19 protein-coding genes are annotated in these 21960 nt (G+C 57.6%); 3 read left to right on the forward strand and 16 right to left on the reverse strand.

What is annotated here, in order from left to right:
* Positions 1–85: 85 nt before the first annotated feature.
* Positions 86–1660 (reverse strand): nif-specific transcriptional activator NifA, encoded by a 1575-nt coding sequence (gene nifA / locus JKP81_RS12120; RefSeq protein ID WP_200551937.1) that lies wholly within the window; start codon positions 1658–1660, stop codon positions 86–88.
* On the reverse strand, positions 1657–3144 hold the full coding sequence (gene nifL / locus JKP81_RS12125) for a nitrogen fixation negative regulator NifL (protein WP_200551938.1): 1488 nt from the start codon (positions 3142–3144) through the stop codon (positions 1657–1659). Before nifL ends, nifA begins: the two co-directional genes overlap by 4 nt.
* A gap of 353 nt (positions 3145–3497) precedes the next feature.
* Between nifL and JKP81_RS12130 the strand changes: the two genes are divergently transcribed.
* Positions 3498–4028, forward strand: a complete 531-nt coding sequence (locus JKP81_RS12130; protein ID WP_017456737.1) for a flavodoxin — start codon at positions 3498–3500, stop codon at positions 4026–4028.
* A 37-nt stretch (positions 4029–4065) separates the two neighbouring features.
* On the opposite strand, the gene nifM is transcribed toward JKP81_RS12130, so the two are convergent.
* From nifM to nifH, 14 genes are all read right to left on the reverse strand, one after another.
* Entirely contained in the window at positions 4066–4851 is a 786-nt protein-coding gene (gene nifM, locus JKP81_RS12135; protein ID WP_200551939.1) for a nitrogen fixation protein NifM, read from the reverse strand.
* Entirely contained in the window at positions 4848–5291 is a 444-nt protein-coding gene (locus JKP81_RS12140) for a nitrogen fixation protein NifZ (RefSeq protein ID WP_175272323.1), read from the reverse strand. The genes nifM and JKP81_RS12140 overlap by 4 nt, the downstream gene beginning before the upstream one ends.
* Complete coding sequence (locus JKP81_RS12145; RefSeq protein ID WP_065368552.1) at positions 5288–5545, reverse strand: nitrogenase-stabilizing/protective protein NifW; 258 nt, start codon at positions 5543–5545, stop codon at positions 5288–5290. The genes JKP81_RS12140 and JKP81_RS12145 overlap by 4 nt, the downstream gene beginning before the upstream one ends.
* 2 nt (positions 5546–5547) lie before the next feature.
* Entirely contained in the window at positions 5548–6693 is a 1146-nt protein-coding gene (nifV, locus tag JKP81_RS12150; protein ID WP_175272322.1) for a homocitrate synthase, read from the reverse strand.
* Between the two features lie 9 nt (positions 6694–6702).
* On the reverse strand, positions 6703–7896 hold the full coding sequence (gene nifS, locus JKP81_RS12155; RefSeq protein ID WP_200551940.1) for a cysteine desulfurase NifS: 1194 nt from the start codon (positions 7894–7896) through the stop codon (positions 6703–6705).
* Positions 7897–7928: 32 nt separating this feature from the next.
* The gene (nifU, locus tag JKP81_RS12160; protein ID WP_200551941.1) at positions 7929–8753 is read right to left on the reverse strand and encodes a Fe-S cluster assembly protein NifU; all 825 of its coding nucleotides are present in this window, start codon (positions 8751–8753) and stop codon (positions 7929–7931) included.
* Positions 8754–8959: 206 nt separating this feature from the next.
* Positions 8960–9418: a NifB/NifX family molybdenum-iron cluster-binding protein gene (locus JKP81_RS12165; RefSeq protein ID WP_175272319.1), complete on the reverse strand. Its 459-nt coding sequence runs from the start codon at positions 9416–9418 to the stop codon at positions 8960–8962.
* A complete protein-coding gene (gene nifN, locus JKP81_RS12170) occupies positions 9405–10790 on the reverse strand; it encodes a nitrogenase iron-molybdenum cofactor biosynthesis protein NifN (RefSeq protein ID WP_200551942.1) in 1386 nt (461 codons plus the stop codon). The genes JKP81_RS12165 and nifN overlap by 14 nt, the downstream gene beginning before the upstream one ends.
* A 10-nt stretch (positions 10791–10800) precedes the next feature.
* Positions 10801–12174: a nitrogenase iron-molybdenum cofactor biosynthesis protein NifE gene (nifE, locus tag JKP81_RS12175; RefSeq protein ID WP_200551989.1), complete on the reverse strand. Its 1374-nt coding sequence runs from the start codon at positions 12172–12174 to the stop codon at positions 10801–10803.
* 156 nt (positions 12175–12330) lie between these two features.
* Entirely contained in the window at positions 12331–12993 is a 663-nt protein-coding gene (locus tag JKP81_RS12180) for a NifB/NifX family molybdenum-iron cluster-binding protein (protein WP_200551943.1), read from the reverse strand.
* Positions 12994–13004: 11 nt separating this feature from the next.
* Positions 13005–13223 (reverse strand): putative nitrogen fixation protein NifT, encoded by a 219-nt coding sequence (nifT, locus tag JKP81_RS12185; protein WP_017456748.1) that lies wholly within the window; start codon positions 13221–13223, stop codon positions 13005–13007.
* Between the two features lie 40 nt (positions 13224–13263).
* Positions 13264–14826, reverse strand: coding sequence for a nitrogenase molybdenum-iron protein subunit beta (gene nifK, locus JKP81_RS12190; RefSeq protein ID WP_200551944.1), 1563 nt, complete (start codon positions 14824–14826; stop codon positions 13264–13266).
* A 55-nt stretch (positions 14827–14881) separates the two neighbouring features.
* Entirely contained in the window at positions 14882–16330 is a 1449-nt protein-coding gene (nifD, locus tag JKP81_RS12195; protein ID WP_200551945.1) for a nitrogenase molybdenum-iron protein alpha chain, read from the reverse strand.
* A gap of 15 nt (positions 16331–16345) precedes the next feature.
* A complete protein-coding gene (gene nifH / locus JKP81_RS12200; protein WP_016496129.1) occupies positions 16346–17227 on the reverse strand; it encodes a nitrogenase iron protein in 882 nt (293 codons plus the stop codon).
* Between the two features lie 369 nt (positions 17228–17596).
* Between nifH and nifJ the strand changes: the two genes are divergently transcribed.
* Both nifJ and JKP81_RS12210 read left to right on the forward strand, forming a co-directional pair.
* Positions 17597–21109: a pyruvate:ferredoxin (flavodoxin) oxidoreductase gene (gene nifJ, locus JKP81_RS12205; protein WP_200551946.1), complete on the forward strand. Its 3513-nt coding sequence runs from the start codon at positions 17597–17599 to the stop codon at positions 21107–21109.
* Positions 21110–21294: 185 nt separating this feature from the next.
* Positions 21295–21792, forward strand: a complete 498-nt coding sequence (locus tag JKP81_RS12210; protein WP_200551947.1) for a cupin domain-containing protein — start codon at positions 21295–21297, stop codon at positions 21790–21792.
* Positions 21793–21960: the final 168 nt, after the last annotated feature.

Consider the following 21960-nt stretch of genomic DNA (forward strand, 5'->3'; position numbering starts at 1 on the left):
TATTGAAAAATAGAAATATTTATTTTGTAAGGTTGTCGGTTTTGTGGCATTTGGCTGACAATGTACCGAATGCCACAACCGCTGTTTATAGCCTTGGCAGGGTAATATCCATCGTCTGAATACGATAGGCGACCTGGCGCGGCGTCATCCCCAGCAAGCGCGCGGCTTTGGCTTGTACCCATCCTGCTTTTTCCAGCGCCGCAATCAGCCGCTGACGCTCGTCAAGGTTGTTATCGAGCCAGTTATCGTCATGTGAGACGCTGATAACCGGCGGTTTGGCTGGCTGGTCGCGATGATTAAACAAAATCACATCCCGATCGATCAGACCGTTCTCCGACATCACCGCCGAGCGCTCAAGGCAATTTTCCAGTTCGCGCACATTACCGGGCCAGTTGTAGCTCATCAGCAGGCGGATAGCGCCCTCGCTAATGCGCAGCGTACGGCTCTGGTTATGGGCGATTTTACGCACCAGAAAGTGTGCCAGTTCGGCAATGTCCTCCTGGCGTTCGCGCAGCGGGGGCAGGGCGATGGGCATCACATTCAGGCGGTAATAGAGATCTTCGCGAAAGTGCCCCAGCCGAACTTCATCTTCCAGATTACGGTTCGTCGCGGCGATAATGCGCACATTGATTTGCAATGTTTCGTCGCCGCCGACGCGTTCCATTTCGCCTTCCTGCAAAATGCGCAGCAGTTTAGCCTGAAACGAAGCGCTACTCTCGCCAATCTCGTCAAGAAACAGCGTACCGCCATCGGCCAGCTCAAAACGTCCTTTACGCTGGCGTACCGCGCCGGTAAAGGCCCCTTTTTCATGACCAAATAATTCGCTTTCCAGCAGGGTGTCCGGCAGCGCCGCACAGTTGAATTTCACAAATGGCGCACCGGCGCGCGGCGAATTGTGATGGATGGCGTTGGCAATCAGCTCCTTGCCGGTGCCGCTCTCTCCGCGTACCAGAACGGTGGTGTCCCAGCGCGAAACCTGACGGATAATCTCCATGGTCTGGCGCATCGCTGGGCTGTTACCGACCATGTTTTCAAAGCCGAATGTGCGTGAGGTACCGCAGGATTTCGGGCTGGCGGCCTGCGCTATGGCGGCGCGCGGGGAAGGGCGCACTGCCGGTGGTGCCATCAAACGCACGGTTTGCGCCACCAGGTTGGCGACTGTTTCCAGAAAGCGGGTGCAGGCGGGGAGCCGCTCTTCGTAACGCGCCATCGGTTGCGCCGTCAGCACACCAAACGTCTGCGCATCCGGCCCTATCAGTGGCACGGCGATAAACGGCAGGTTGTAATCATACAACCCGAGCCGGTCAAGAAAGCGCTGATCGTCAGCAACGCGCGCCAGCACTAATGATTGCCCCTGCGAAAGCACCGTCCCGACCAGCCCTTCGCCCGGACGGTAGCGAATTTGCGAGCTGCCGGGGATTAACTGCTGATCGGCTTCCTGCAACGCTTCAATAGTCAAAATCGCCTGCTGGCTGTCGTACAGACAGATCATGCCGTGCTGCAAAAAGGCGTCATTGTGCAATACGCACAGCACTTGCTGGAGCGTCTGATCGACCTCGGTCGCCCGGCTGAGTACCACGCTTATCCGCTGCATCGCGGTGAACTGCTGGGACAAATCGAAGCGCCAGACGGTATTACCCGACTCGGTTCGCTGGGTCATTTTGAACCTCCGGTCAGTGAATGAAATAGCGGGAATCGTAGGGTCAGGCAGCTTCCCCCTTCGGGGCGTGAAGTGAGTTCTATCGCGCCGTTGTGATGCGCTACCAGCGTCTGGATCAGCCGCAGCTCCATGCCTTTTCCCGGGGCGTTAAGCGCATCCGGCGAATGGGTATGGCGCAGCGGGATCAGCGGCACATTGTCAGTGATATACAAAGAGAGCCAGCCCGCTTCTTCGCGGGCGTAAATCTGCGTTTGCGCGGTGAAATCACCCAGCCCGGCGGCAATATCCAGCGTGCGATCGAGCCACAGGCTCAGGCAGGCCAACAGTTGCGTACGCTGACCAAATCCCACCAGATGATGGGAATCCAGCGTGACCTGCAAATTTTTACCCTGCTCATAGCGGGTGTGATAAAGCGCACGCAGATCGTCAAAAAAGGGTTGTAGCGGCCAGACGGCGGCACTTTCCAGCTCCAGCGACGGGCGGCAACGTTTCAGCCGCGCCATCGCTTCTTCACCTTCGCGCCACGCGGCGTCCAGCGCTACGTTGCTGTTATCACTGCCGTTTAAACGCCGCGCCGCCGCCAGCATATTGATGGGGCAGTTAAGCTGGATCAGCGCGGCGTCAAGCGCTTCGCGGATCGCCGCCAGCAGTTTGCCGCTGGTCATCTGCTGTTTAAGGCGGTCAAGCCGTCCCTGTTCCTGCTGCAGGCGTTGTTGGGTGTCGTCGGTGATCACCACCAGCGTGCGCGTCAGAGCGTTATCAATAAAGTAGCGACTGGCTTCTTCGCTGACGCCCGGCAGCGCCCAGCAGGTGACCGACAACCAGCGCACCTCACCGCGCAGCACCACCGGTAAGACCTGGCCGTTCGCCAGCTCCGCTTTACGGGCTGAAAAATTGAGTTCGCTCAGGAGCTCTTTTCCGCCGCAGTCGGCACAGAACGTTTTGTAGGCGAGATTATCCATAACCACATGATCGCGTTCATCCACTACAACCACCGCCGCCGGAATGTTATTCAGCACCGCTTCGGTCAGCGTCATGTGATTACGCAACCGCTGCTCCAGTGCATAGCTGGCGCTGATATCGCGCTGCATGGCCAGGTAGTGTTCCAGTTCGCCAAACGGGTTAATCACCGGGGTAATATCGATTTCGACCAGATACAGGCTGCCGTCACGGTGGCGGTTGATCAATTGCCCGCGCCACGGTCGGCGTTGTAACAAGGTGTGCCACATATCCTGGTAGATTTCTCTGGGGGTTTGGTGACTTGCAAGCAGGCGGGGATTTTGTTGCAACAACGCTTCTAGTTCATAGCCGGTCTGGCGGCAGAAAGCCGGGTTGGCATAGACAATACGTGCGTCGGCATCGGTCAGCGAAATGGCGACAGGCGCTTCTTCAACGATGGTAAAAAACAGCCCAGGATGGTGTTGCGAAAGCGCACCGGCGATTGCCTCGGGCGCGCCGGCATCCATCATCATATTCAGGGTCATCGCACACTCCTGCGGTCAGTTAGTCGTGTCGTAGTTCTGACAATTTGTGCCACCTGGCGACTTTCGCCCGGACAACATGTCAGGCACGTATAACCATGCAAAGAGTGCACCTTTTGGCCGATAACCCGACAAAACCTTGATCCAGATCGGTATTCAGCGCGATATCAGCGCCAAAGCCGCGCCCGGCGCGCATCAGCGAGGAGAGACCCGGCGAAAAAAAGCGCCAGGCTGGTGCATTAATAACCATTCTGGTGCAGGTTCTGCCCGCGACCAAAACTGGCACACTCTTCGCAATATCAGACACGTTCACCGCATTTCCCGGCGGGATCTCTTTTTCAACAGGAGCGTGTGTTATGGCAAATATTGGTATTTTTTTCGGCACCGACACCGGCAAGACCCGCAAAATCGCCAAACAGATCCACCAGAAACTGGGCGGGCTGGCGGATGCGCCGGTCAATATCAACCGAACCGATGTAGACACTTTTCTCTCGTATCCGGTGCTGGTATTAGGCACTCCGACACTCGGCGACGGGCAACTGCCGGGGCTGGCTGCCGGTTGCGAGGATGAGTCCTGGAGTGAATTTGTCACCCAACTGCAAGGCGAAAGCCTGCGTGGTAAAACGGTGGCGCTGTTTGGTCTGGGCGATCAGGTGGGTTATCCGGATAATTTTGCCAGCGGCCTGCGTCCGCTCTACGACACGCTGAAAAGCTGCGGAGCGAAGATGGTCGGCCACTGGCCCAATGAGGGATATACCTTTGGTTCATCGTCCGCGCTCGAGGCGGATAACTTTATCGGTCTGGTGCTGGATCAGGATAACCAGTACGACCAGACCGATGAACGCATCGAAGCGTGGCTGGAGACGCTCAAACCGTTGATCCTCTAATGTCTGAAGCCCGGTTGATAACCGATCACCGGGCTTTTCAGCTCGGCTGTAATAACGCCGCCAGCCACTGGCGTTGCCACTGCTGTTGGGACTGACGGAACAAATACTCCCGCGCTTTCGCCAGCGCGTCTGCCTTCGCCATCAGTGCCGGTTGGCGGATCTGTTCGCACCATAACAAATGCCAGCCCAGCGCCGTTTCGACCGGCTGGCTGACCTCGTCCGTTTGCAGCGCAAACAGCGCGTTTTCCAGTTCCGCAAAGAGTAGGCCACGGCTTACCCAGCCCAGACGCCCACCTTCCAGCGCGCTGGGGCAGTGTGAATGGCGCGCCGCCAGCCGGGGAAAGGCCGCGCGGTTATCACGGATTTGCTGATAAAAACGGGTGATTTGGTTTCTTATTCCGGCGGTGTTTTGCTCTGTGGTCAGCAGCAGGTGCGAGGTTAAGCGTTGTTCCGGGCGCATAAATTGCGCCTGATGTTGCTGATACCAGCGCAGCACGCACGCGTCGTCCGGGACGGGGGCTTTGCTGGCAACCTCGGCAAACTGCGTTTCCAGACGGGCATGATGCGCAATCACCGCCTGGCGCTCGGCAGGGGAAAACGGGCTTTCATCAAGCTGTACGGCCAGCGATGTGGCTACGGCATGATGCAGATCGTCAGGAATGGTTGCGTCGCGCGTCATCGCCACGACCGCCAGTTCAAGCTGGCGCTGGCGCGCCCAGGCGCGATCAAATGCCGGTTGTTGTGCTGCCGGGATGTTTTCCGGCTCGCAGTGCCAGCGGGTCAGTGCCAGCCGTCGGCGGGCGAAACGCTCCCACGCCATCATTGTGGCGTCTCCAGCAAGATCATGGCGCTGGCGGGAACCTGAAACCAACGCCCGGAAAAGGTGACAGTGTAACTCTCTGCGTTATCTCCCTGACCCGTGGCGGTGATTTGCCCTTGTTCTCCGGCGGCTACCACGATGTTATCGCCGATGGCCAGCGCGTGGCGGCAGGCGACCGTATCACCGTACTGGAACTGCCCGCCGTGCCACGGCGCGGAAATCGGCAGCAGTTCTTGCTCGCGGCAGCCGACAATCAAACCGCAGTCGGGAAAATGGATTTGATAAATCATTTTTTCCAGCAGAAAAGTGCCCCATTCGCGGACAAAACCCGTGCTGCCCCGGCGTACCAGCACATCGCCGCGCCGGTAACCCGGCATGGTGCCATCGTTGCGGATAGTGCGGCTCACGCGAACTTCCTCACCGAAGGCATACAGTGGTTTCATAATGTTGGCTCCGTTGTACAGTGTTCGTAACTTTCCGCCAGTAGTCTGCGCGCCAGTAACCAGGGCTCGCGGGGAGTGGTTTCGAGCAGATTACGCAGCGGCACATTATTGCGCAGGCGCTGGTGAAATTCGCGCAGTACCGGCAGACAGCAACGGCGCAGCGTCTGCGGTTCATAAGGCACGGAGAAAAAGGTAAAAAAGGACTCGGCGCTGTCGAGTTCAGCCACGCCGGGGATCTGATAAAACCACTCCATCTTTAGCTCCTCGCCAGATGCGGCGCGCTTGTGCCACACAGTGTGGTGTAAAGCGCAATCAGTTCATCGTCTTGCGGTATGCGTTTTCTGCTTTCCGCCACGCGGCGAATGGCGGGCAACAGCAGGTCGACTTGCAGGGCGTTAAGGTGGTAGCCCAGCCGGGTAAACACGCCTTCCACGGCCTGGCGTCCGGAGTGCTTACCGAGCACCAGCCGGTATTCGCGCCCGATCAGCGCCGGGTCGATGGCCTGGTAGCTTTCACGATCGCGCAGCAGGGCGGCGACATGCACGCCGGACTCGTGGGTAAATACCTGCGCGCCAACCAGCGGTTGCTGTGGGTCAATGGGCCGCAGGGCAGCATCGGCGACCTGCTGGCAGAGCATCGGTAATTGCGTGAAATCCACACCGCTGTCCAGATCCAGACAGCGGCTCAGCCCGAGTGCGACGGTTTCCAGCGCGGCGTTTCCGGCGCGTTCGCCAAGCCCCAGCACGGTCGTATTGACACTGGTTGCCCCGGCGCGTACCGCCGCCAGCGTATTGGCGGTCGCCATACCGAGATCGTTATGGGCGTGCATCTCAATTTCACCAGACCAGTTTTGACGCAGGGCGCTGATACGCTGAGCGGTGGTGAAAGGGTCGAGCAGGCCAAGGGTATCGGCAAAACGCAATCGCTGTGCGCCTGCGCGGCGGGCGACGTGGGCAATCTCCGCTAATGTCCAATCGCTGGCGCGCGATGCGTCCTCACAACCAATACAGACCTGTAACCCGTGCTGTCGCGCATGGGTAATCAGCGTAGCCAGCTTATCCAGCACGACCGGCAGCGGTTCGCGCAATTTGTACTGGCGCAGCTTGTCAGAAGCCGGCAGCGAGATATCCACCCAGTCCATACCGAGATCGGCGCTCTGGGTGATTTCGTCGGTGTTCATGCGACACCAGGCCATGAGCGTGGCGTCAGGCAGTTGCTGGCGCACGTGTTGCATTCGCTGGCGTTCTTCGCCGCCCATCGCCGGGGTGCCGACTTCCAGCGCGGTCACCCCGGCGGCAAACAGCGCTTCGGCAATGGCGATTTTCTCGCTGGCGCGAAAGGCAACACCGGGGCTCTGCTCGCCGTCGCGCAGCGTGGTGTCATTGATCACAACCCTGGACATGTCGCCACCTTAGCCGTAAACCGGCGTAAAGGTGGCGGGGGGCTGGCCGTCCTGCCAGTACGGTGAAAGCGCGCGGAGACGGGTAATAATGGCCGGCAGCGTCTCTATCACATAGTCGATCTCTTTTTCCCGCGTATAGCGCGAGAGTGAAAAACGAATACTGCCATGCGCCGCAGTGTAGGGAATGTTCATGGCCCGCATCACATGCGACGGTTCCAGCGAACCCGAGGTGCAGGCGCTACCGCTGGAGGCGGCGATCCCGGCCTGGTTGAGGAGCAGTAAAATGGCTTCCCCTTCGATAAATTCGAACGCCAGGTTCGCCGTGCCGGGGACGCGGGGTTGATCGCCGCCCATCACCATCACTGACGGCACCTGTTTCACCAGTTCGTCTTGCAGGCGATCGCGCAGGCTGGCGATGCCCGCGCTACCCGGCAGGTGGATCTGCGCCAGTTCGCACGCCGCGCCCATGCCGACAATCCCGGCGATATTCTCCGTACCGGCGCGGCGACCGCGCTCCTGATGCCCACCGCGCAACAGCGGTCGAAAGCGGGTGCCACGGCGCAAATAGAGGCAACCCACACCTTTCGGCCCGTGCAGTTTATGCGCCGAGCAGGAGAGCATATCGATCTGCGTGCGGGCGATATCCAGCGGGATTTTGCCCACCACTTGTACCGCGTCGCAGTGAAACAGCGCGCCATATTCCTGCGCCATGGCGGCCATTTCGATCACCGGAAACAGCACGCCGGTTTCATTATTCGCCCACATGACGCTGACCGCCGCCACACGCGTGCTTAGCGCGCGGCGATACTGTTCCATATCCAGTGCGCCGCTGGCATTCACACCAATGCGATGGATAAGGTAGCCCTGGCGTTCCAGATGTTCGCACACGGCGAGGGTGGCCGGGTGTTCAACGGCGGTGGTAATAATCTCCCGGCGCTCCGGCATCAGCTCAACGCAGGCGTGCAGTGCGGTGCTGGTAGCCTCGGTCGCGCAGGAGGTGAAAATGATTTCGCTGCTGTGATCGGCCCCCAGCAGCGCGGCGACTTGCTGGCGAGCACGTTCAAGCGCGGCGCGGGAGGGGGTGCCAAAGTCGTGAATCGACGACGGGTTACCGTAATGTTCGGTTAAGAATGGCATCATCGCTTCCAGCACCATCGGGTCGATACGGGTGGTGGCGTTATTGTCCAGATAGACCTGTTTCATAGTTTCTCCCCCATCGGTTGACATGTGGTGGCTCAGGCGGCCACAACGTCCATATAACAGCCGGTACGCTCCATCAGTTTTTGCTGGAGCCAGGCGAGCGTCATATCGGTCATCATGCAGCCGCTGCAACTACCGGAAAGGCTGACGGTGACGGTATGATTGTTGACGCTAAGCAGCGACATATCGCCGCCATCGGCCTGGATATGCGGACGTAATTCAGTGATCGCATCGACGACCTCCTGCCAGTGCGGATCTTTCTCCGCAGTGACGGTAGTGGCGGCCTGCGGGTGCCGGGCGAGAATATCGGCCAGCGCCAGTTCAATTTTTTCATGGCACGCGGTGCAGCCGCCGCCCGCTTTGGTGTAGTTGATCACCTCTTCAAGAGTGGTCAGCCCGTTACTCAGCACCGCGCGGCGAATTTGCCCTTCATCGACGCCAAAGCATTTGCAAATCAGCGCGCCTTCTTCGTGCTCATCGATCAGCGTTTCGCCACGGTAGTGGGCAATCGCCGCCCGCAGCGCCTCCTGGCCCATCACCGAGCAGTGCATTTTTTGCGGCGGCAGGCCATCGAGGTAATCCGCAATTTGCTGGTTAGTCACTTGCTCAGCCTGTGCCAGCGTGCGGCCAATAATCAGCTCGGTGAGCGCGGAAGAGGAGGCAATCGCGCTGCCGCAGCCAAACGTCTGAAACCCGGCTTCGAGGATGGTTTCACTTTGCGGATCCACGCGCAGCATCAGCCGCAGCGCATCGCCACAGCTTAACGATCCCACATCGCCCACCGCGTTGGCGTTATCCACGACCCGCGCGTTACGGGGATTAAAAAAATGATCTTTCACTTTCTCGGAGTAATTCCACATGTGCCTGGCTCCCAGGAGAGATGACGGAAAGCGCCGTGGCGCATTTCACCGCCTCAATCAACGGCGGGTGATGACAACCAAGCAAAAGCAGTACCAGATGGGAAAAGCGTTATATTTCAATGTGGTAAATTTAAAGGCCAACATAAAGCCCGGCACTGTGTCGCGATTTTATGTTGGCTTTGTCACACAACCGACATGGCGTGTGGCTAACGCTCATCATCGTCCTGCCACGTCTGCTCCTGGAGCATCCGGGCGAAGCGTTGCGGGTTGCGGGCGGTTTTGCGCTGCTCTTTGTCATACCAGTAGTGCTGAATTTCCTGCAACAGCCCGGCAATGGTAGTCGCTTGCGGCACGCGAACCGCGCGTACGCCGATTTGCAAAAGCTGGCGAAAAACGGCTTCACCAATCGCCACGCAGTAGAGCGTGACGCAATCTTCCAGTGCGTGAATGCGACAATCGAGCTTCTCTTGCTGGTGCCCGGCGAGCACAGAGAAATCCACCACCCGCAACAGCGTGACGTCGTGCTCTTTCACGCCATAGATCACTAATTTTGGCGTGGCGCCAAAGTGTTGATCCACATGGTGATAATCCGAACTGGCAAAAGCGACTTTCATTGACCATTCGCCCTGGCAAATGGTGCTGAACTGACGATTAACATGCGGCATACAGATCTCCAGGCGTAACGTTGTCGTCGGCGTGCTGGCGCAGCGGCGAGCGGTAGGTTGTAAGCGGGTGATGGCGCTCGCGCATCACATTCGCCAGCTCAAACAGCGTGTCACGTATGCCGCTATAGCCCTGGCGCAGGCGACGAAATTCCCCCAGCCGGTCATACACCGGGAACCCGGCGCGGATAAGTGACAAATCAAACTGCGCGGCGAGATCGGCGGCATGAGAATTGGCCACCAGGAACGCGGCGGGCGTCGCGCAAAGCCGATCCTGCATATCTTCCAGATCGCCGATAACCACCGTTTCAACCGGCAGATTTTGCAACCCCGGCTGGCTGACCGGTGCGACAACCGGTCCGGGGATCATGCCCTGACTGCGGGCAAAATCGCACCACGCCGCCAGGTGATCGCCTTCTGCTGCCATGGCGATAGCCGCGCCCTGCAACCACATATGGCAATCGATCATCGCATCCTGCACTTGCCCGCGCTGGCGCTCAATCCATGCGGGGACGTCGCGCCCGGAGAGGGTTTTCAATCGATGGATAAACGTGTCGCAGGCTGCAAGCGTCATCAGATGCGGCAGGGCGATCACCTCGCCACGGCTGCGCTGCGCCAGTAACGCCGCCGCACGACCCAGCGAGTTGCCAATCACAAAGGTGGCCAGGTTTTGCCCCATCTGTTCAATCATGCGCAGCGATGTTCCCCCCTGGGTAACAGGCGAAAAATCACCGTTTGCCAGATGTCCGTCCAGCGACAGCGACAGATCCGGCACAATCATCGGTTGCAGGCCGAAGGCTTCAACATAACTGCGCAACAGTTCGATATCGCCCGGTGTCAGTAAATGGCTGACCAGCAGGTTGACGCGGCGGTTGCGCAGGCTGGCGGCGGGCTGTGCGTGTACCCACTGCTCAATCATGCTTTCCAGCACGGCGCTGTAACCGTTTTCCAGCGAGCCGTAGAAATCCGGGGTGTTGACGGTGAGCAGAGCAACGCCTTTATGCCGGGGAAAATCATCACGAAACTGGCGTACCACCCGCGAAATATCGCTGCCCTGGGCTTCTGAAAGCCCGGTGCTGAGCAGCACAATGGCTTTCGCGGCATTGCGCTGACAGAGCACATTGAGTGCGGTAAAAATGTTTTCATCGGCGCCCATAATGGTGGAAGTCGGATCCATCGCCGTCGATTGCAGCGGGATCGGATCGTGAAAATGTTGAATAAAAAACACCTTCGCGAACGCGCTACATCCCTGTGCGCCGTGTACCAGCGGTATGCACTGTTCGACACCCAGGCTTGCGAGGATCGCCCCCAGCGGCTGGCCGCTTTTTATCGGGCTGACCGCCAGCGGTTTTTTACTACGAAGAATTTCGGCCATTGAACGCTCCTTATTGCCACGGCGCGCGGGCATGCGTTTGCGGCCAGACCGGGCTTTCCAGGGTCTGACAAAGTTGTTCGGCAAGCGTGACGATGCCGCGATAACCGGCAAAAGCGTGTTCACGCTCCTGGTTGATATCAAGAAAGGGCAGACGCGCTTTATAGGCGGTGTACATGTTGCGACCGCCTGCGATCATCATGTCGGCTTTGCAGCGATAAACCACATCCAGCAAGGCGCGGGCGTTGCCTTCGTCCAGCATGATGGCGTCATCGCCCATCAGTTCACGGATGCGCTGTTTATCCTCTTCGGTGGATTTGCGCGTTCCGGTAGCAACGACCGTCATGCCGAGATCCTGCAATGCCGAAACCACCGACCAGGATTTAACGCCGCCGGTATAGAGCAGCACTTTCCTGCCGCGTAAACGTTCGCGCAGCGGGGCCAGCGCCTGTTCTGTTGCGTGTTCTTCACGCGTGATTAGCTGTTCGGTGCGCGCCATTAAATCGCTATCGCCGGTGAGTGTTGCCAGCTGGCGCAGGGCATCAGAAGTGGCGCGAACGCCATAAAAACTGCCTTCAAACCACGGCGTGCCGTAGCGTTGCTCCAGCGATCTGGCGACATTAATCAGCGCTCTGGAGCAAACCAGCATATTGACCTGCGCACGGTGCAGCGTCTGGATCTCGGCAAAGCGCCCGTCGCCGGAAAGGGTTCCCAGCACGCGAATCCCCAGCTCATCAAGCAGCGGCTGGATATGCCAGAACTCGCCGGCGATATTAAATTCGCCAATCAGGCCAATATCATGGCGGTGCGCCGGGGCAAAAGGCGTATTTTCCGGCCACGGCGCGGGTTCGCGTCCGCCGATGACTTTTTTCACCATCACTTCGCCCGCCAGGCGGTTACCCAGGTTTTTGCTACCGTAAAAACCGGCCACATCTACGGCAATCACGGGCACACCGGTGGCGGTCGCTGCGGCCTGGCAGACGGCTTCAATGTCATCGCCTTCCATTGCCGGAACGCAGGTGTTGTAAATAAATACCGCCGCCGGATGATAGCGGTCGACAATATGGCGCACCGCGTGAAACAGCCGCCGCTCGCCGCGTCCCATGATGACATCCTGCTCGTTCAAATCGGTGGTGAAGCCGAGCCGGTTAACTCGCGGGCCGGAGCTCAGGCTGCCGCGGTTATCCCATGAGCTACCGGCGCAGCCAATCGGGCCATGTACCAGATGCGCCACATCTGAAAGTGGCAGCAGGGTGATTTGTGCACCGTCGAAAGCGCAGCCTCCGGCGGTGGCACCGGGTTTTGGCGCGCTACAGCCGGATTTCTGTTTATGGTTATGCTCGCAGGCAGGTTCATCGAGCAGAGCCAGGATGTCGTTACCCTTCATCATCACCTCATTTTCTGGTTGGGTTAGCGTTAAAGGTGCAAATCGCAAGCCAGAAAAGAGTGATTGATTTTTAAGGAGAAAACGTTGTGTGCTTTGTGACAAAACAGACAATTGGCGCAATGCCCACGCAAAAAAACGCCCCCATCAGGGGGCGATTTAAAACACCCGCGCTTCCAGCGGATTAGCGCGTTCCAGCCGTTTCGCCAGCCACGGCGGTAACGGCCCTGCCAGCAGGTTCTGGATAGCGGCGCACTGGGACAAAATAGTATTGCCCGGGGATACTTTCATCGGGTGAATATTATGGCGAATCAACCGTGCGGCTGCCGGGCCGCCGATCGCTTCACAAAACAGTAGATGGCAGTCGTGGAGTAACCGCGCGCGGATGTCATTCGGTTCCTGATTTTGCGGGTGAGAAGGGTAGCGGCGCAGATCATGCAGCCAGCCGCCCTGGTCATCAAACCCGTAAATAAAGAAAAGTCGCCCCTGGCCGAAATGGCCATTAATGGTGAGCCCATCCTGCGAGCAGAAAGCAACCATCAATTGCGGACGGCGGCTTTTGGCTTCCTGCACCTGTAAATGGGCAGGCAGTTCGCCGCGCAGACAGGCTTTAACCCGCGCCCAGCGACCGTTGGACATCAGGGCTTCCGCATACGGAAACCGGGCTTCCAGTTGCGGTAATTCGAGTGCTGCCAGCCCGTCGGGTGTCAGCACGTCCTCACAACTGTGGGTGAGCCAGGCCATGATTTGCGCGGGTTGCAGCTCCGGCAGGCACTGAAACAGCGCCAGCATCCGCCAGAACAGCGTATCGTTGTCGGACATTGCTCACCTCCTTATACCTGTGCGTCGCGGGTGGCGCGCAGGCTGAGCGGAAAAGCCGGGCGGCCGGGTTGCAGATTGACGTAATAACGGCGTCCACCTTCCAGTTCAAGCGCGCCGCCCCAGTGTTCCGGCGTGTCATGTTCAACCTGTAACACGCGGGCTTCCAGATCCTGTTTAGCGATATAACAATAGAGATCGGCGCCGCGCTGGCGAAGAATAATGACCGGCATAGAGCCTCCCTGGCCCCGCGTGGCGCGGGGCATGTGATGGTTAACGGATAAGATCGAAGCTGTAGTCGGTTTTGCCGAGCTTGATGGTTTCTTTGTCCACTTTCTCCAGTACCGCATTCACAAGGGTAGTGAGAATGCTCATGGCGCCCTCGTAGCCCCAGGTGGTCTGGCGGTGCAGATGGTGGCGGTCAAACAGCGGAAAACCGAGGCGGATCAGCGGGACTTCAAACTGTTCGCCTTTGGCTAAGGTGTCGCGCTGAATAAACTTGCCGTACGAGTTGCCAATCATAAAATCCGGCTGACGGGTAAACATCAGCGAGCGGAAATGCCACAAATCGCAGTTGATAAACACCTCGCTCTCCTGGCCGTACGGTGAGGCGTCGAGCATTTTCTTCATCGCTTTCTGCCAGCGTTTGTTGCCGTTATGGCAGAGAATGACGGTCGGTTCACAGCCCAGTTCCAGCAGGAAACGGGTCAATCCCATGACAAAATCCGGATCGCCAAACAGGCCGAATTTTTTACCGTGCAACCAGGTGTGGGAATCGAGCATCATATCGACCAGCCGCCCGCGTTCCAGCGCGAGTGAATCGGGAATGGCCTTGCCGGTTAACTGACTGATCGCCATCAATAATTCATCCGTTCCTGCCAGCCCAACGGGAACAGAAACTTCGGTGGCGGGCTGATTCCACATCTCCTGCACCATTTTTTTGCTTTTCACCAGCTGCCAGGGCTGCAGCAGCAGGGTGTCGATAGCATCCGGCGCCTCGCGCATCTCTTGCTGCGTTGTCCCGCCCGCGTACATCTGGTAATGCCCGTTGGCGGGAGTATCCAGCACTTCCGACGGATCGGAGAGCACACTTGCCTGTACCTCCATTTGTTCCATCATGCGTTTCAGCACGCGGAAATTGCCGAGATAGGTTTCAAAGCCGGTCACCAGGTTGATGCGTGAAAGTTTGCCGGGCTGTGCTTCATGGTTTGCCGTAAAGGTCCGGGCAAAACCTTCGAACATGTTGTCCCAGCCGGTGATATGGCTGCCGATAAAACTGGGGGTGTGCGCGTAGGGCACGGGGATGGCGGCATCGAGAAAACCATCTTTTTTGGCGTTGGCGATAAAGGCCTGCAAGTCATCGCCGATCACTTCCGCCATACAGGTGGTAGAAACGGCGATAATCTCCGGTTTATACAGCGCGCTGGCGTTTTGTAAGCCGGTATTGAGGTTGTTATTCCCGCCGAACACGGCCGCGTCTTCCGTCATTGAATCCGACACGCAGGCCACCGGTTCTTTAAAGTGGCGGTTAAAGTACGTGCGGAAATAGGCCACGCAACCCTGTGAACCGTGTACATACGGTAGGGTGTTAGCAAACCCCAGTGAACAGAGTACCGCGCCCAGCGGCTGGCAGGCTTTTGCCGGGTCAATAGTCAGCGCTTCGCGTTTAAAGTTCAGCGCTTCGTACTCCGGGGTGGTGGTCCATTGAAACACTTCCTGCACCCGCTCCGGCGAGTGCGCCTCTTCGAGTGCCCGTTTACCGGCAAACAGCGTCTGGTAGGCATCCTGTTCAAACAGGGGATGGCAATTCTGTATTTTCTCAGCAGTCTGGCTCATGGTGTTCTCCTCCCGCGCCACAAATCGGTGAACAAACGGGATAACAGGATAAAAATCAGGCGGATTTCAGCCACGGCGCGGTCAACTGACCCCAGGCGGGATTGTTGAGCGTCATATCCATATCACGAGCGAAGATGGCGAAGCCGTCATAGCCGTGGTACGGGCCGGAGTAATCCCAGGAGTGCATCTGGCGAAACGGCACGCCCATTTTCTGAAAGATGTACTTCTCTTTGATGCCGGAACCGATGAGATCCGGTTTCAGCGCGTTGACGAACGCTTCCAGCTCATAGCTGCTGGCATCATCAAACAGCAGCGTGCCCTCTTTCAGATCCGGCAGGGTGCGGTCGTAATCATCGTTATGACCAAACTCATAACCGGCAGCGATGATCTCCATCCCCAGGTCTTCATAGGCGCCAATCACATGGCGCGGACGCAGCCCGCCCATATAAAGCAGCACTTTGCGCCCCTCCAGACGCGGGCGATATTTGGCGATAATGGCGTCGTTCTGCGCCTGGTATCTGGCGATCACCGCTTCGGCGTTGGCGCGAATGGTGTCGTCAAACTGGTCGGCGATTTTGCGCAGCGATTCCGCGATTTTCGTCGGACCAAAGAAGTTGTATTCCATCCACGGAATACCGTGCTTCTCCTCCATATGGCGCGAGATGTAGTTCATTGAGCGGTAACAATGCACCAGGTTCAGTTTGACGAACGGCGTGTTTTCCATCTCCACCAGCGTACCGTCGCCGGACCACTGTGCTACTACCCGCAAGCCCATCTCTTCGAGCAAAATGCGCGAAGCCCAGGCATCGCCACCGATGTTGTAATCGCCGATGATCGCCACATCGTAAGGGGTGGATTCGAACGGTTTGCCTTCGCGGTTATCCAGCACCCAGTCGCGGATCACATCGTTGGCAATATGGTGTCCGAGGGATTGCGACACGCCGCGAAAGCCTTCGCAACGCACCGGAATAACCGGTTTGTTGATGGCTTTGCGACTGGCGTTCGCGACGGCCTCAATGTCATCGCCAATCAGGCCGACCGGGCATTCCGACTGAATCGAAATGCCTTTGGTCAGCGGGAACAGCTCTTCCAGCTCTTCAATCAGTTTGGCGAGCTTTTTATCGCCGCCAAACACGATGTCGCGCTCCTGGAAATCGGAGGTGAAGTTGAGCGTGCCAAAGCTGTCCACGCCGCTGACGCCGGTGTAGTAGTTACGCCGCCCGGCGCGGGAGTACTGCCCGCAGCCGATTGGGCCATGCGAGATATGCGCCATATCCTTGATTGGCCCAAATACCACCCCTTTCGATCCGGCATACGAGCAGCCGCGCACGGTCATCACGCCTGGTTGCGATTTGCGGTTAGAGATGATGCACTTGCCGACGCTTTCCTGCTCCGGGTCCGTCACCATCATGTGTTTTCTTCGTTCTTTGCGCGTCTTCTCCGGGAAAACCTCAAGCACTTGCTCGATTATCTCCAGGTTGCGTTCGCCTGTTGCATTGCTCATGGTGTGCTCCTGTGGTCAGACGGCGTTTTCTTCGGCGGCGGTTTTACCAATGATGCTGGTGTCTTCCACATCCATAATGCCGAACTCCATCAGCAGTGCTTCCAGTTCATCCATGGTGCAGGGGGTGGGCACCACCATTTTGGTGTTGTTGACAATTTTGCTGGCAAGACTGCGATATTCGTTCGCCTGATTGCAGGTCGGGTCATATTCGATAACCGTCATACGGCGGATTTCCGCACGCTGCACAATGTTGTCGCGCGGAACAAAGTGGATCATCTGCGTGCCGAGTTTTTCTGCCAGCGCAATGATCAGTTCATCTTCACGGTCGGTCTGGCGCGAGTTACAAATCAGCCCGCCGAGGCGCACTTTGCCGGATTTGGCGTATTTCACGATGCCTTTGGAGATGTTATTGGCAGCGTACATCGCCATCATTTCGCCAGAGCAAACGATGTAGATCTCCTGCGCTTTGTTTTCACGAATCGGCATGGCGAAACCACCGCATACCACGTCGCCCAGCACGTCGTAGAAAACAAAATCGAGATCCGGCACGTAAGCGCCTTCTTCTTCGAGGAAGTTAATCGCGGTGATCACCCCACGACCGGCACAGCCGACGCCAGGCTCCGGGCCGCCGGACTCTGCGCAGCGCACGCCGCCGTAACCGATTTGCAGCACGTCTTCTAACTCCAGGTCTTCCACGGAGCCGACTTCAGCAGCCATCTCCATAATGGTGTTCTGCGCTTTCGCATGCAGGATCAAACGCGTGGAATCGGCTTTCGGGTCACAGCCGACAATCATGACTTTTTTACCCATCTCCGCCAGCGCGGCGACCAGGTTCTGTGTGGTGGTCGATTTGCCGATCCCACCTTTGCCGTAAATGGCGCATTGACGCATGGTCATGGTGTTTCTCCTGTTGGTTATGTGTTTGCCAAATCTCCTTGTGCAGGGAACATACCAGCCATGCCAGAGTGGTTAATATTTTGATTTTTATAGTTTTTATATTTTGACGCAGAAGAGGGAAGGAACAAAGAGTTCACAATCATCAGACCAATTGTACGAAACAGCACAATTCTGTTTGCGCTCGTTACCCGCGCTGCCCGGCGTGACACTTTGTCGGCAGTTCAACAAGCTGTCGCGTCCGCTGTCTTATTCCACGCAAAACCTTTCCGGCGCCGGTTACTAATTGCTTGTATTCACTGAAATAATCGAGATGGCACAGGCTGTGCAATAGCGAAGGTATCACCACCTCTAAGAACCGAGGAACGAGCAATGTCCGGAAAGATGAAAACGATGGATGGCAACGCAGCGGCAGCCTGGATCTCCTATGCCTTTACCGATGTCGCGGCGATTTACCCGATTACGCCCTCCACGCCGATGGCGGAAAACGTCGATGAGTGGGCTGCGGCGGGCAAAAAAAACCTGTTTGGTCAGCCGGTGCGTTTAATGGAGATGCAGTCGGAAGCAGGGGCGGCTGGCGCGGTCCACGGCGCGCTCCAGGCCGGGGCGCTCACCACCACCTACACCGCGTCGCAGGGATTGTTATTGATGATCCCTAATCTGTACAAAATCGCCGGTGAACTGTTGCCCGGCGTGTTTCACGTGAGTGCGAGGGCGCTGGCGACAAATTCGCTGAACATTTTTGGCGATCATCAGGATGTGATGGCGGTGCGCCAGTGCGGCTGCGCGATGCTGGCCGAGAGCAATGTCCAGCAGGTGATGGATCTCTCGGCGGTGGCGCATCTGTCGGCAATCAAAGGCCGCGTGCCGTTTATCAACTTTTTCGACGGGTTTCGTACTTCGCACGAGATCCAGAAAATCGAGGTGCTGGAGTATGACGAGCTGGCGCCGCTGCTGGATAGCGATGCGCTGAACCGCTTTCGCCGCAATGCGCTTAACCCGGAACATCCGGTGATCCGCGGGACGGCGCAAAACCCGGATATCTACTTTCAGGCGCGCGAAGCGGCTAACCGCTATTACGATGCGTTGCCGGAAATTGTCGAAAACTATATGGCGGAAATCTTTGCCCTCACCGGGCGCGAATACCATTTGTTTGATTACTACGGCGCGCAAGATGCTGAACAAATTATTGTGGCGATGGGTTCCGTGTGCGACACCATTTCGGATGTCGTGGACGCACTGTGCGATAGCGGCGAAAGAGTCGGCCTGGTGACGGTGCATCTGTTTCGACCGTTTTCACTGGCGCATTTCTTTGCCCGGATCCCTTCAAGCGTGAAACGCATTGCGGTGCTCGATCGCACCAAAGAGCCCGGTGCGCAGGCCGAGCCGTTATGCCTGGATGTGAAAAACGCCTTTTACCACCACGATAACGCGCCGTTGATTGTCGGCGGTCGCTACGGGCTGGGCGGTAAAGATGTGTTGCCGGGGGATATTGTCTCGGTATTTGAAAACCTGAAAAAACCGCTGCCTAAAGATGGTTTTACGCTGGGTATTTTTGACGACATCACCCACACCTCGCTGCCGGTGCCTGCGTATGACGTGCAGGTTTCACGCGAGGGGATCACCGCCTGTAAATTCTGGGGGCTGGGATCGGATGGCACCGTCAGCGCCAATAAAAGCGCGATTAAGATAATCGGTGATAACACGCCGATGTATGCGCAAGCCTATTTTGCTTATGACTCGAAAAAATCGGGCGGCATTACCGTGTCGCATCTGCGTTTTGGCGAACGGCCCATCACCTCGCCCTATCTGATCAATAAAGCCGATTTTATTGCCTGCTCGCAGCAATCGTATGTCGATAAATATGATCTGCTGGAGGGGTTAAACCCCGGCGGGACATTTCTGCTCAACTGTACCTGGTTTGGTGAAGAGCTGGAGGCACGGCTGCCCAACGCGATGAAACGCTACATTGCGCGCCAGGGCGTGCGCTTTTACACCCTCAACGCGGTGGATATCGCCCGCAGGCTGGGGCTGGGCGGGCGCTTTAATATGCTGATGCAGGCGGCGTTTTTTAAACTGGCGGGCATTATCGAACCCCAAACAGCGTCGGGTTATCTGAAGCAGGCCGTGGAGAAATCTTACGGGCGCAAAGGGCAGAAAGTGGTGGATATGAACAATGCCGCTATCGATCTCGGCATGGAGGCGCTGCAGGAAGTGATGGTGCCGGAGCGCTGGGCATGGCTGGAAGATAATGCCAGCGAAGATACGCGCCTGATGCCGGATTTTATTCGCGATATTCTTGAGCCAATGAATCGCCAGTGCGGCGACAAGCTGCCGGTCAGCGCCTTTATTGGCCGGGAAGATGGCACGTTCCCACCCGGCACCGCCGCCTGGGAGAAACGCGGTATCGCCATGCAGGTGCCGGTCTGGAACCCCGAAGGTTGCACCCAGTGCAATCAATGTGCGTTTATTTGCCCGCATGCGGCGGTGCGCCCGGCGCTGCTGGATGAGGCCGAGCGGCAAGCCGCGCCGCCTGCGCTGTTGAGCAAACCTGCGCAGGGGGCGAAAGGGTATGAATATCATCTGGCGATTTCACCGCTGGATTGTTCCGGGTGCGGTAACTGCGCGGATATCTGCCCGGCAAAAGGCAAGGCGCTGACCATGCAACCGCTGGAGAGCCAGCAGGCGATGGTTCCTGTCTGGGATCATGCGTTAGGTTTATCGCCCAAAGCCAATCCTTTCAGCAAAACGACTGTCAAAGGCAGCCAGTTTGAAACACCGCTGCTGGAGTTTTCCGGCGCGTGCGCCGGGTGCGGAGAGACGCCGTATGCACGGCTGGTCACGCAACTGTTTGGCGACCGCATGATGATCGCCAATGCCACAGGCTGCTCGTCAATCTGGGGCGCCAGTGCGCCGTCCATTCCGTGGACGACAAACCATAAAGGCCAGGGACCGGCGTGGGCGAACTCGTTGTTTGAAGATAACGCCGAATATGGCCTTGGCATGATGCTGGGCGGTCGCGCATTACGCGAACAGATCGCCAGCGATGCGCGAAACGCGCTGGCGTTACCGCTTGGCGCAGATCTTGAACAGGCGCTGCGCCAGTGGCTGGAACATAAAGATCTCGGCGATGGGACGCAGGCGCGAGCCGGGCAGCTTAGCGCGTTACTTGAACAGCAGAAGGGCGATGACCCGCTGCTCAACCGGCTCTATCAAAACCGCGACTATTTCGCCAAGCGCTCGCAGTGGATTTTTGGCGGCGATGGCTGGGCGTATGACATTGGCTTCGGCGGGCTGGATCATGTGCTGGCCTCCGGCGAGGACGTCAATATTCTGGTGTTTGATACCGAGGTTTACTCCAATACTGGCGGGCAGTCGTCGAAATCGACACCCGCGGCGGCCATCGCCAGATTTGCCGCTGAAGGCAAGCGGACGCGTAAAAAAGATCTCGGCATGATGGCGGTTAACTACGGCAATGTGTATGTCGCGCAGGTGGCGATGGGTGCCGATAAAGCCCAGACATTGCGGGCGATTGCCGAGGCGGAAGCCTGGCCCGGACCGTCGCTGGTGATTGCCTATGCTGCGTGCATCAACCACGGGTTAAAAACCGGTATGGGATGCAGTATGCGTGAGGCGAAACGGGCGGTTGACGCGGGTTACTGGCATTTATGGCGCCATAACCCGCAACTGCTGGCAAAAGGGAAAAACCCGTTTATTCTCGACTCCGACGAGCCGGAAGAGGATTTTCGCGAGTTTTTGCTCGGCGAAGTGCGCTATGCCTCGCTCGAGCGCATCTCACCTTCACTGGCTGAGCAGCTGTTTGCACAAACTGAACAGGATGCGAAGCAGCGTTTTGCCCAGTATCAGCGGCTGGCGGGAGAGTAAGACGCTGAAGCCCGGCGGCGTCGCTACCGGGCTGATATACATCCGCAGTAGATATTGCGGATAAGCTCTTTCTGCCAGCGGCGTGATGAATGGCGACCCGATCATTCTCACTACGCTGGCAGAACAGATTGACAGGCCGAAGGGGCGTTTCAATACTGAACAGGAACCCTTTACCGGAACTGTTTATGAACGACAAAACTCCGCCCGCGTTTGCGATCCGCAATTTTAATCATATTGAAATGGAAAATTTCGTGCGCCCGCCGCTGTATGAATCGCTCGGCGGCTCGCTGACCAAAGGCACTCTCGCCAGTAAACTCGGCGCGTCGATCGATATTTTGCCGCCCGGCAAACGCGCCTGTCCGTTTCATCTCCATCATGCGCAGGAAGAGATGTTTATTGTGCTGAACGGCAACGGTACGTTGCGCATCGGCGATGAAGAGCGGCCCATTCAGGAAGGGGATGTTATCTGCATTCCGCCAGGCAAAGCGTGGCCGCACCAGATTATTAATACCTCCGATCAACCGCTGCGTTATCTCTCGATTAGCACAATGGAAAGCCCGGAAATCTGCGAATACCCGGACGCCGATAAATTCCTCGCGAGAGCACGTACAAACGGTCGGGATGATTTCCGGCGCGTCGAATTTCGCGGTGCAGGTGTGGATTACTGGGAAGGCGAGCCGTGAAAACAGGCGACGCTTACTCTCTATAACAAGGCCTCCCCTGGCGCTCATGGTTGAGCCATTTCACGATGATGAAAGGTATTCATGGCCTGTAAGAGAAGGAGTTATCCGTTCTCTTAAGACAAACCTTATCGTTATGGCAAATCAGCTACGCCCTTTTCGCCGTGGGTT

The organism is Kosakonia sp. LAM2021, assembly GCF_016620385.1.
Classification (GTDB): Bacteria; Pseudomonadota; Gammaproteobacteria; order Enterobacterales; family Enterobacteriaceae; genus Kosakonia; species Kosakonia sacchari.

Excerpts from the sequence above, each read along its gene's own strand:
- nifA (WP_200551937.1), bottom strand. The coding sequence starts at position 1,660 with ATGACCCAGCGAACCGAGTCGGGTAATACCGTCTGGCGCTTCGATTTG.
- nifL (WP_200551938.1), bottom strand. The coding sequence starts at position 3,144 with ATGACCCTGAATATGATGATGGATGCCGGCGCGCCCGAGGCAATCGCC.
- JKP81_RS12130 (WP_017456737.1), top strand. The coding sequence starts at position 3,498 with ATGGCAAATATTGGTATTTTTTTCGGCACCGACACCGGCAAGACCCGC.
- nifM (WP_200551939.1), bottom strand. The coding sequence starts at position 4,851 with ATGATGGCGTGGGAGCGTTTCGCCCGCCGACGGCTGGCACTGACCCGC.
- JKP81_RS12140 (WP_175272323.1), bottom strand. The coding sequence starts at position 5,291 with ATGAAACCACTGTATGCCTTCGGTGAGGAAGTTCGCGTGAGCCGCACT.
- JKP81_RS12145 (WP_065368552.1), bottom strand. The coding sequence starts at position 5,545 with ATGGAGTGGTTTTATCAGATCCCCGGCGTGGCTGAACTCGACAGCGCC.
- nifV (WP_175272322.1), bottom strand. The coding sequence starts at position 6,693 with ATGTCCAGGGTTGTGATCAATGACACCACGCTGCGCGACGGCGAGCAG.
- nifS (WP_200551940.1), bottom strand. The coding sequence starts at position 7,896 with ATGAAACAGGTCTATCTGGACAATAACGCCACCACCCGTATCGACCCG.
- nifU (WP_200551941.1), bottom strand. The coding sequence starts at position 8,753 with ATGTGGAATTACTCCGAGAAAGTGAAAGATCATTTTTTTAATCCCCGT.
- JKP81_RS12165 (WP_175272319.1), bottom strand. The coding sequence starts at position 9,418 with ATGCCGCATGTTAATCGTCAGTTCAGCACCATTTGCCAGGGCGAATGG.
- nifN (WP_200551942.1), bottom strand. The coding sequence starts at position 10,790 with ATGGCCGAAATTCTTCGTAGTAAAAAACCGCTGGCGGTCAGCCCGATA.
- nifE (WP_200551989.1), bottom strand. The coding sequence starts at position 12,174 with ATGAAGGGTAACGACATCCTGGCTCTGCTCGATGAACCTGCCTGCGAG.
- JKP81_RS12180 (WP_200551943.1), bottom strand. The coding sequence starts at position 12,993 with ATGTCCGACAACGATACGCTGTTCTGGCGGATGCTGGCGCTGTTTCAG.
- nifT (WP_017456748.1), bottom strand. The coding sequence starts at position 13,223 with ATGCCGGTCATTATTCTTCGCCAGCGCGGCGCCGATCTCTATTGTTAT.
- nifK (WP_200551944.1), bottom strand. The coding sequence starts at position 14,826 with ATGAGCCAGACTGCTGAGAAAATACAGAATTGCCATCCCCTGTTTGAA.
- nifD (WP_200551945.1), bottom strand. The coding sequence starts at position 16,330 with ATGAGCAATGCAACAGGCGAACGCAACCTGGAGATAATCGAGCAAGTG.
- nifH (WP_016496129.1), bottom strand. The coding sequence starts at position 17,227 with ATGACCATGCGTCAATGCGCCATTTACGGCAAAGGTGGGATCGGCAAA.
- nifJ (WP_200551946.1), top strand. The coding sequence starts at position 17,597 with ATGTCCGGAAAGATGAAAACGATGGATGGCAACGCAGCGGCAGCCTGG.
- JKP81_RS12210 (WP_200551947.1), top strand. The coding sequence starts at position 21,295 with ATGAACGACAAAACTCCGCCCGCGTTTGCGATCCGCAATTTTAATCAT.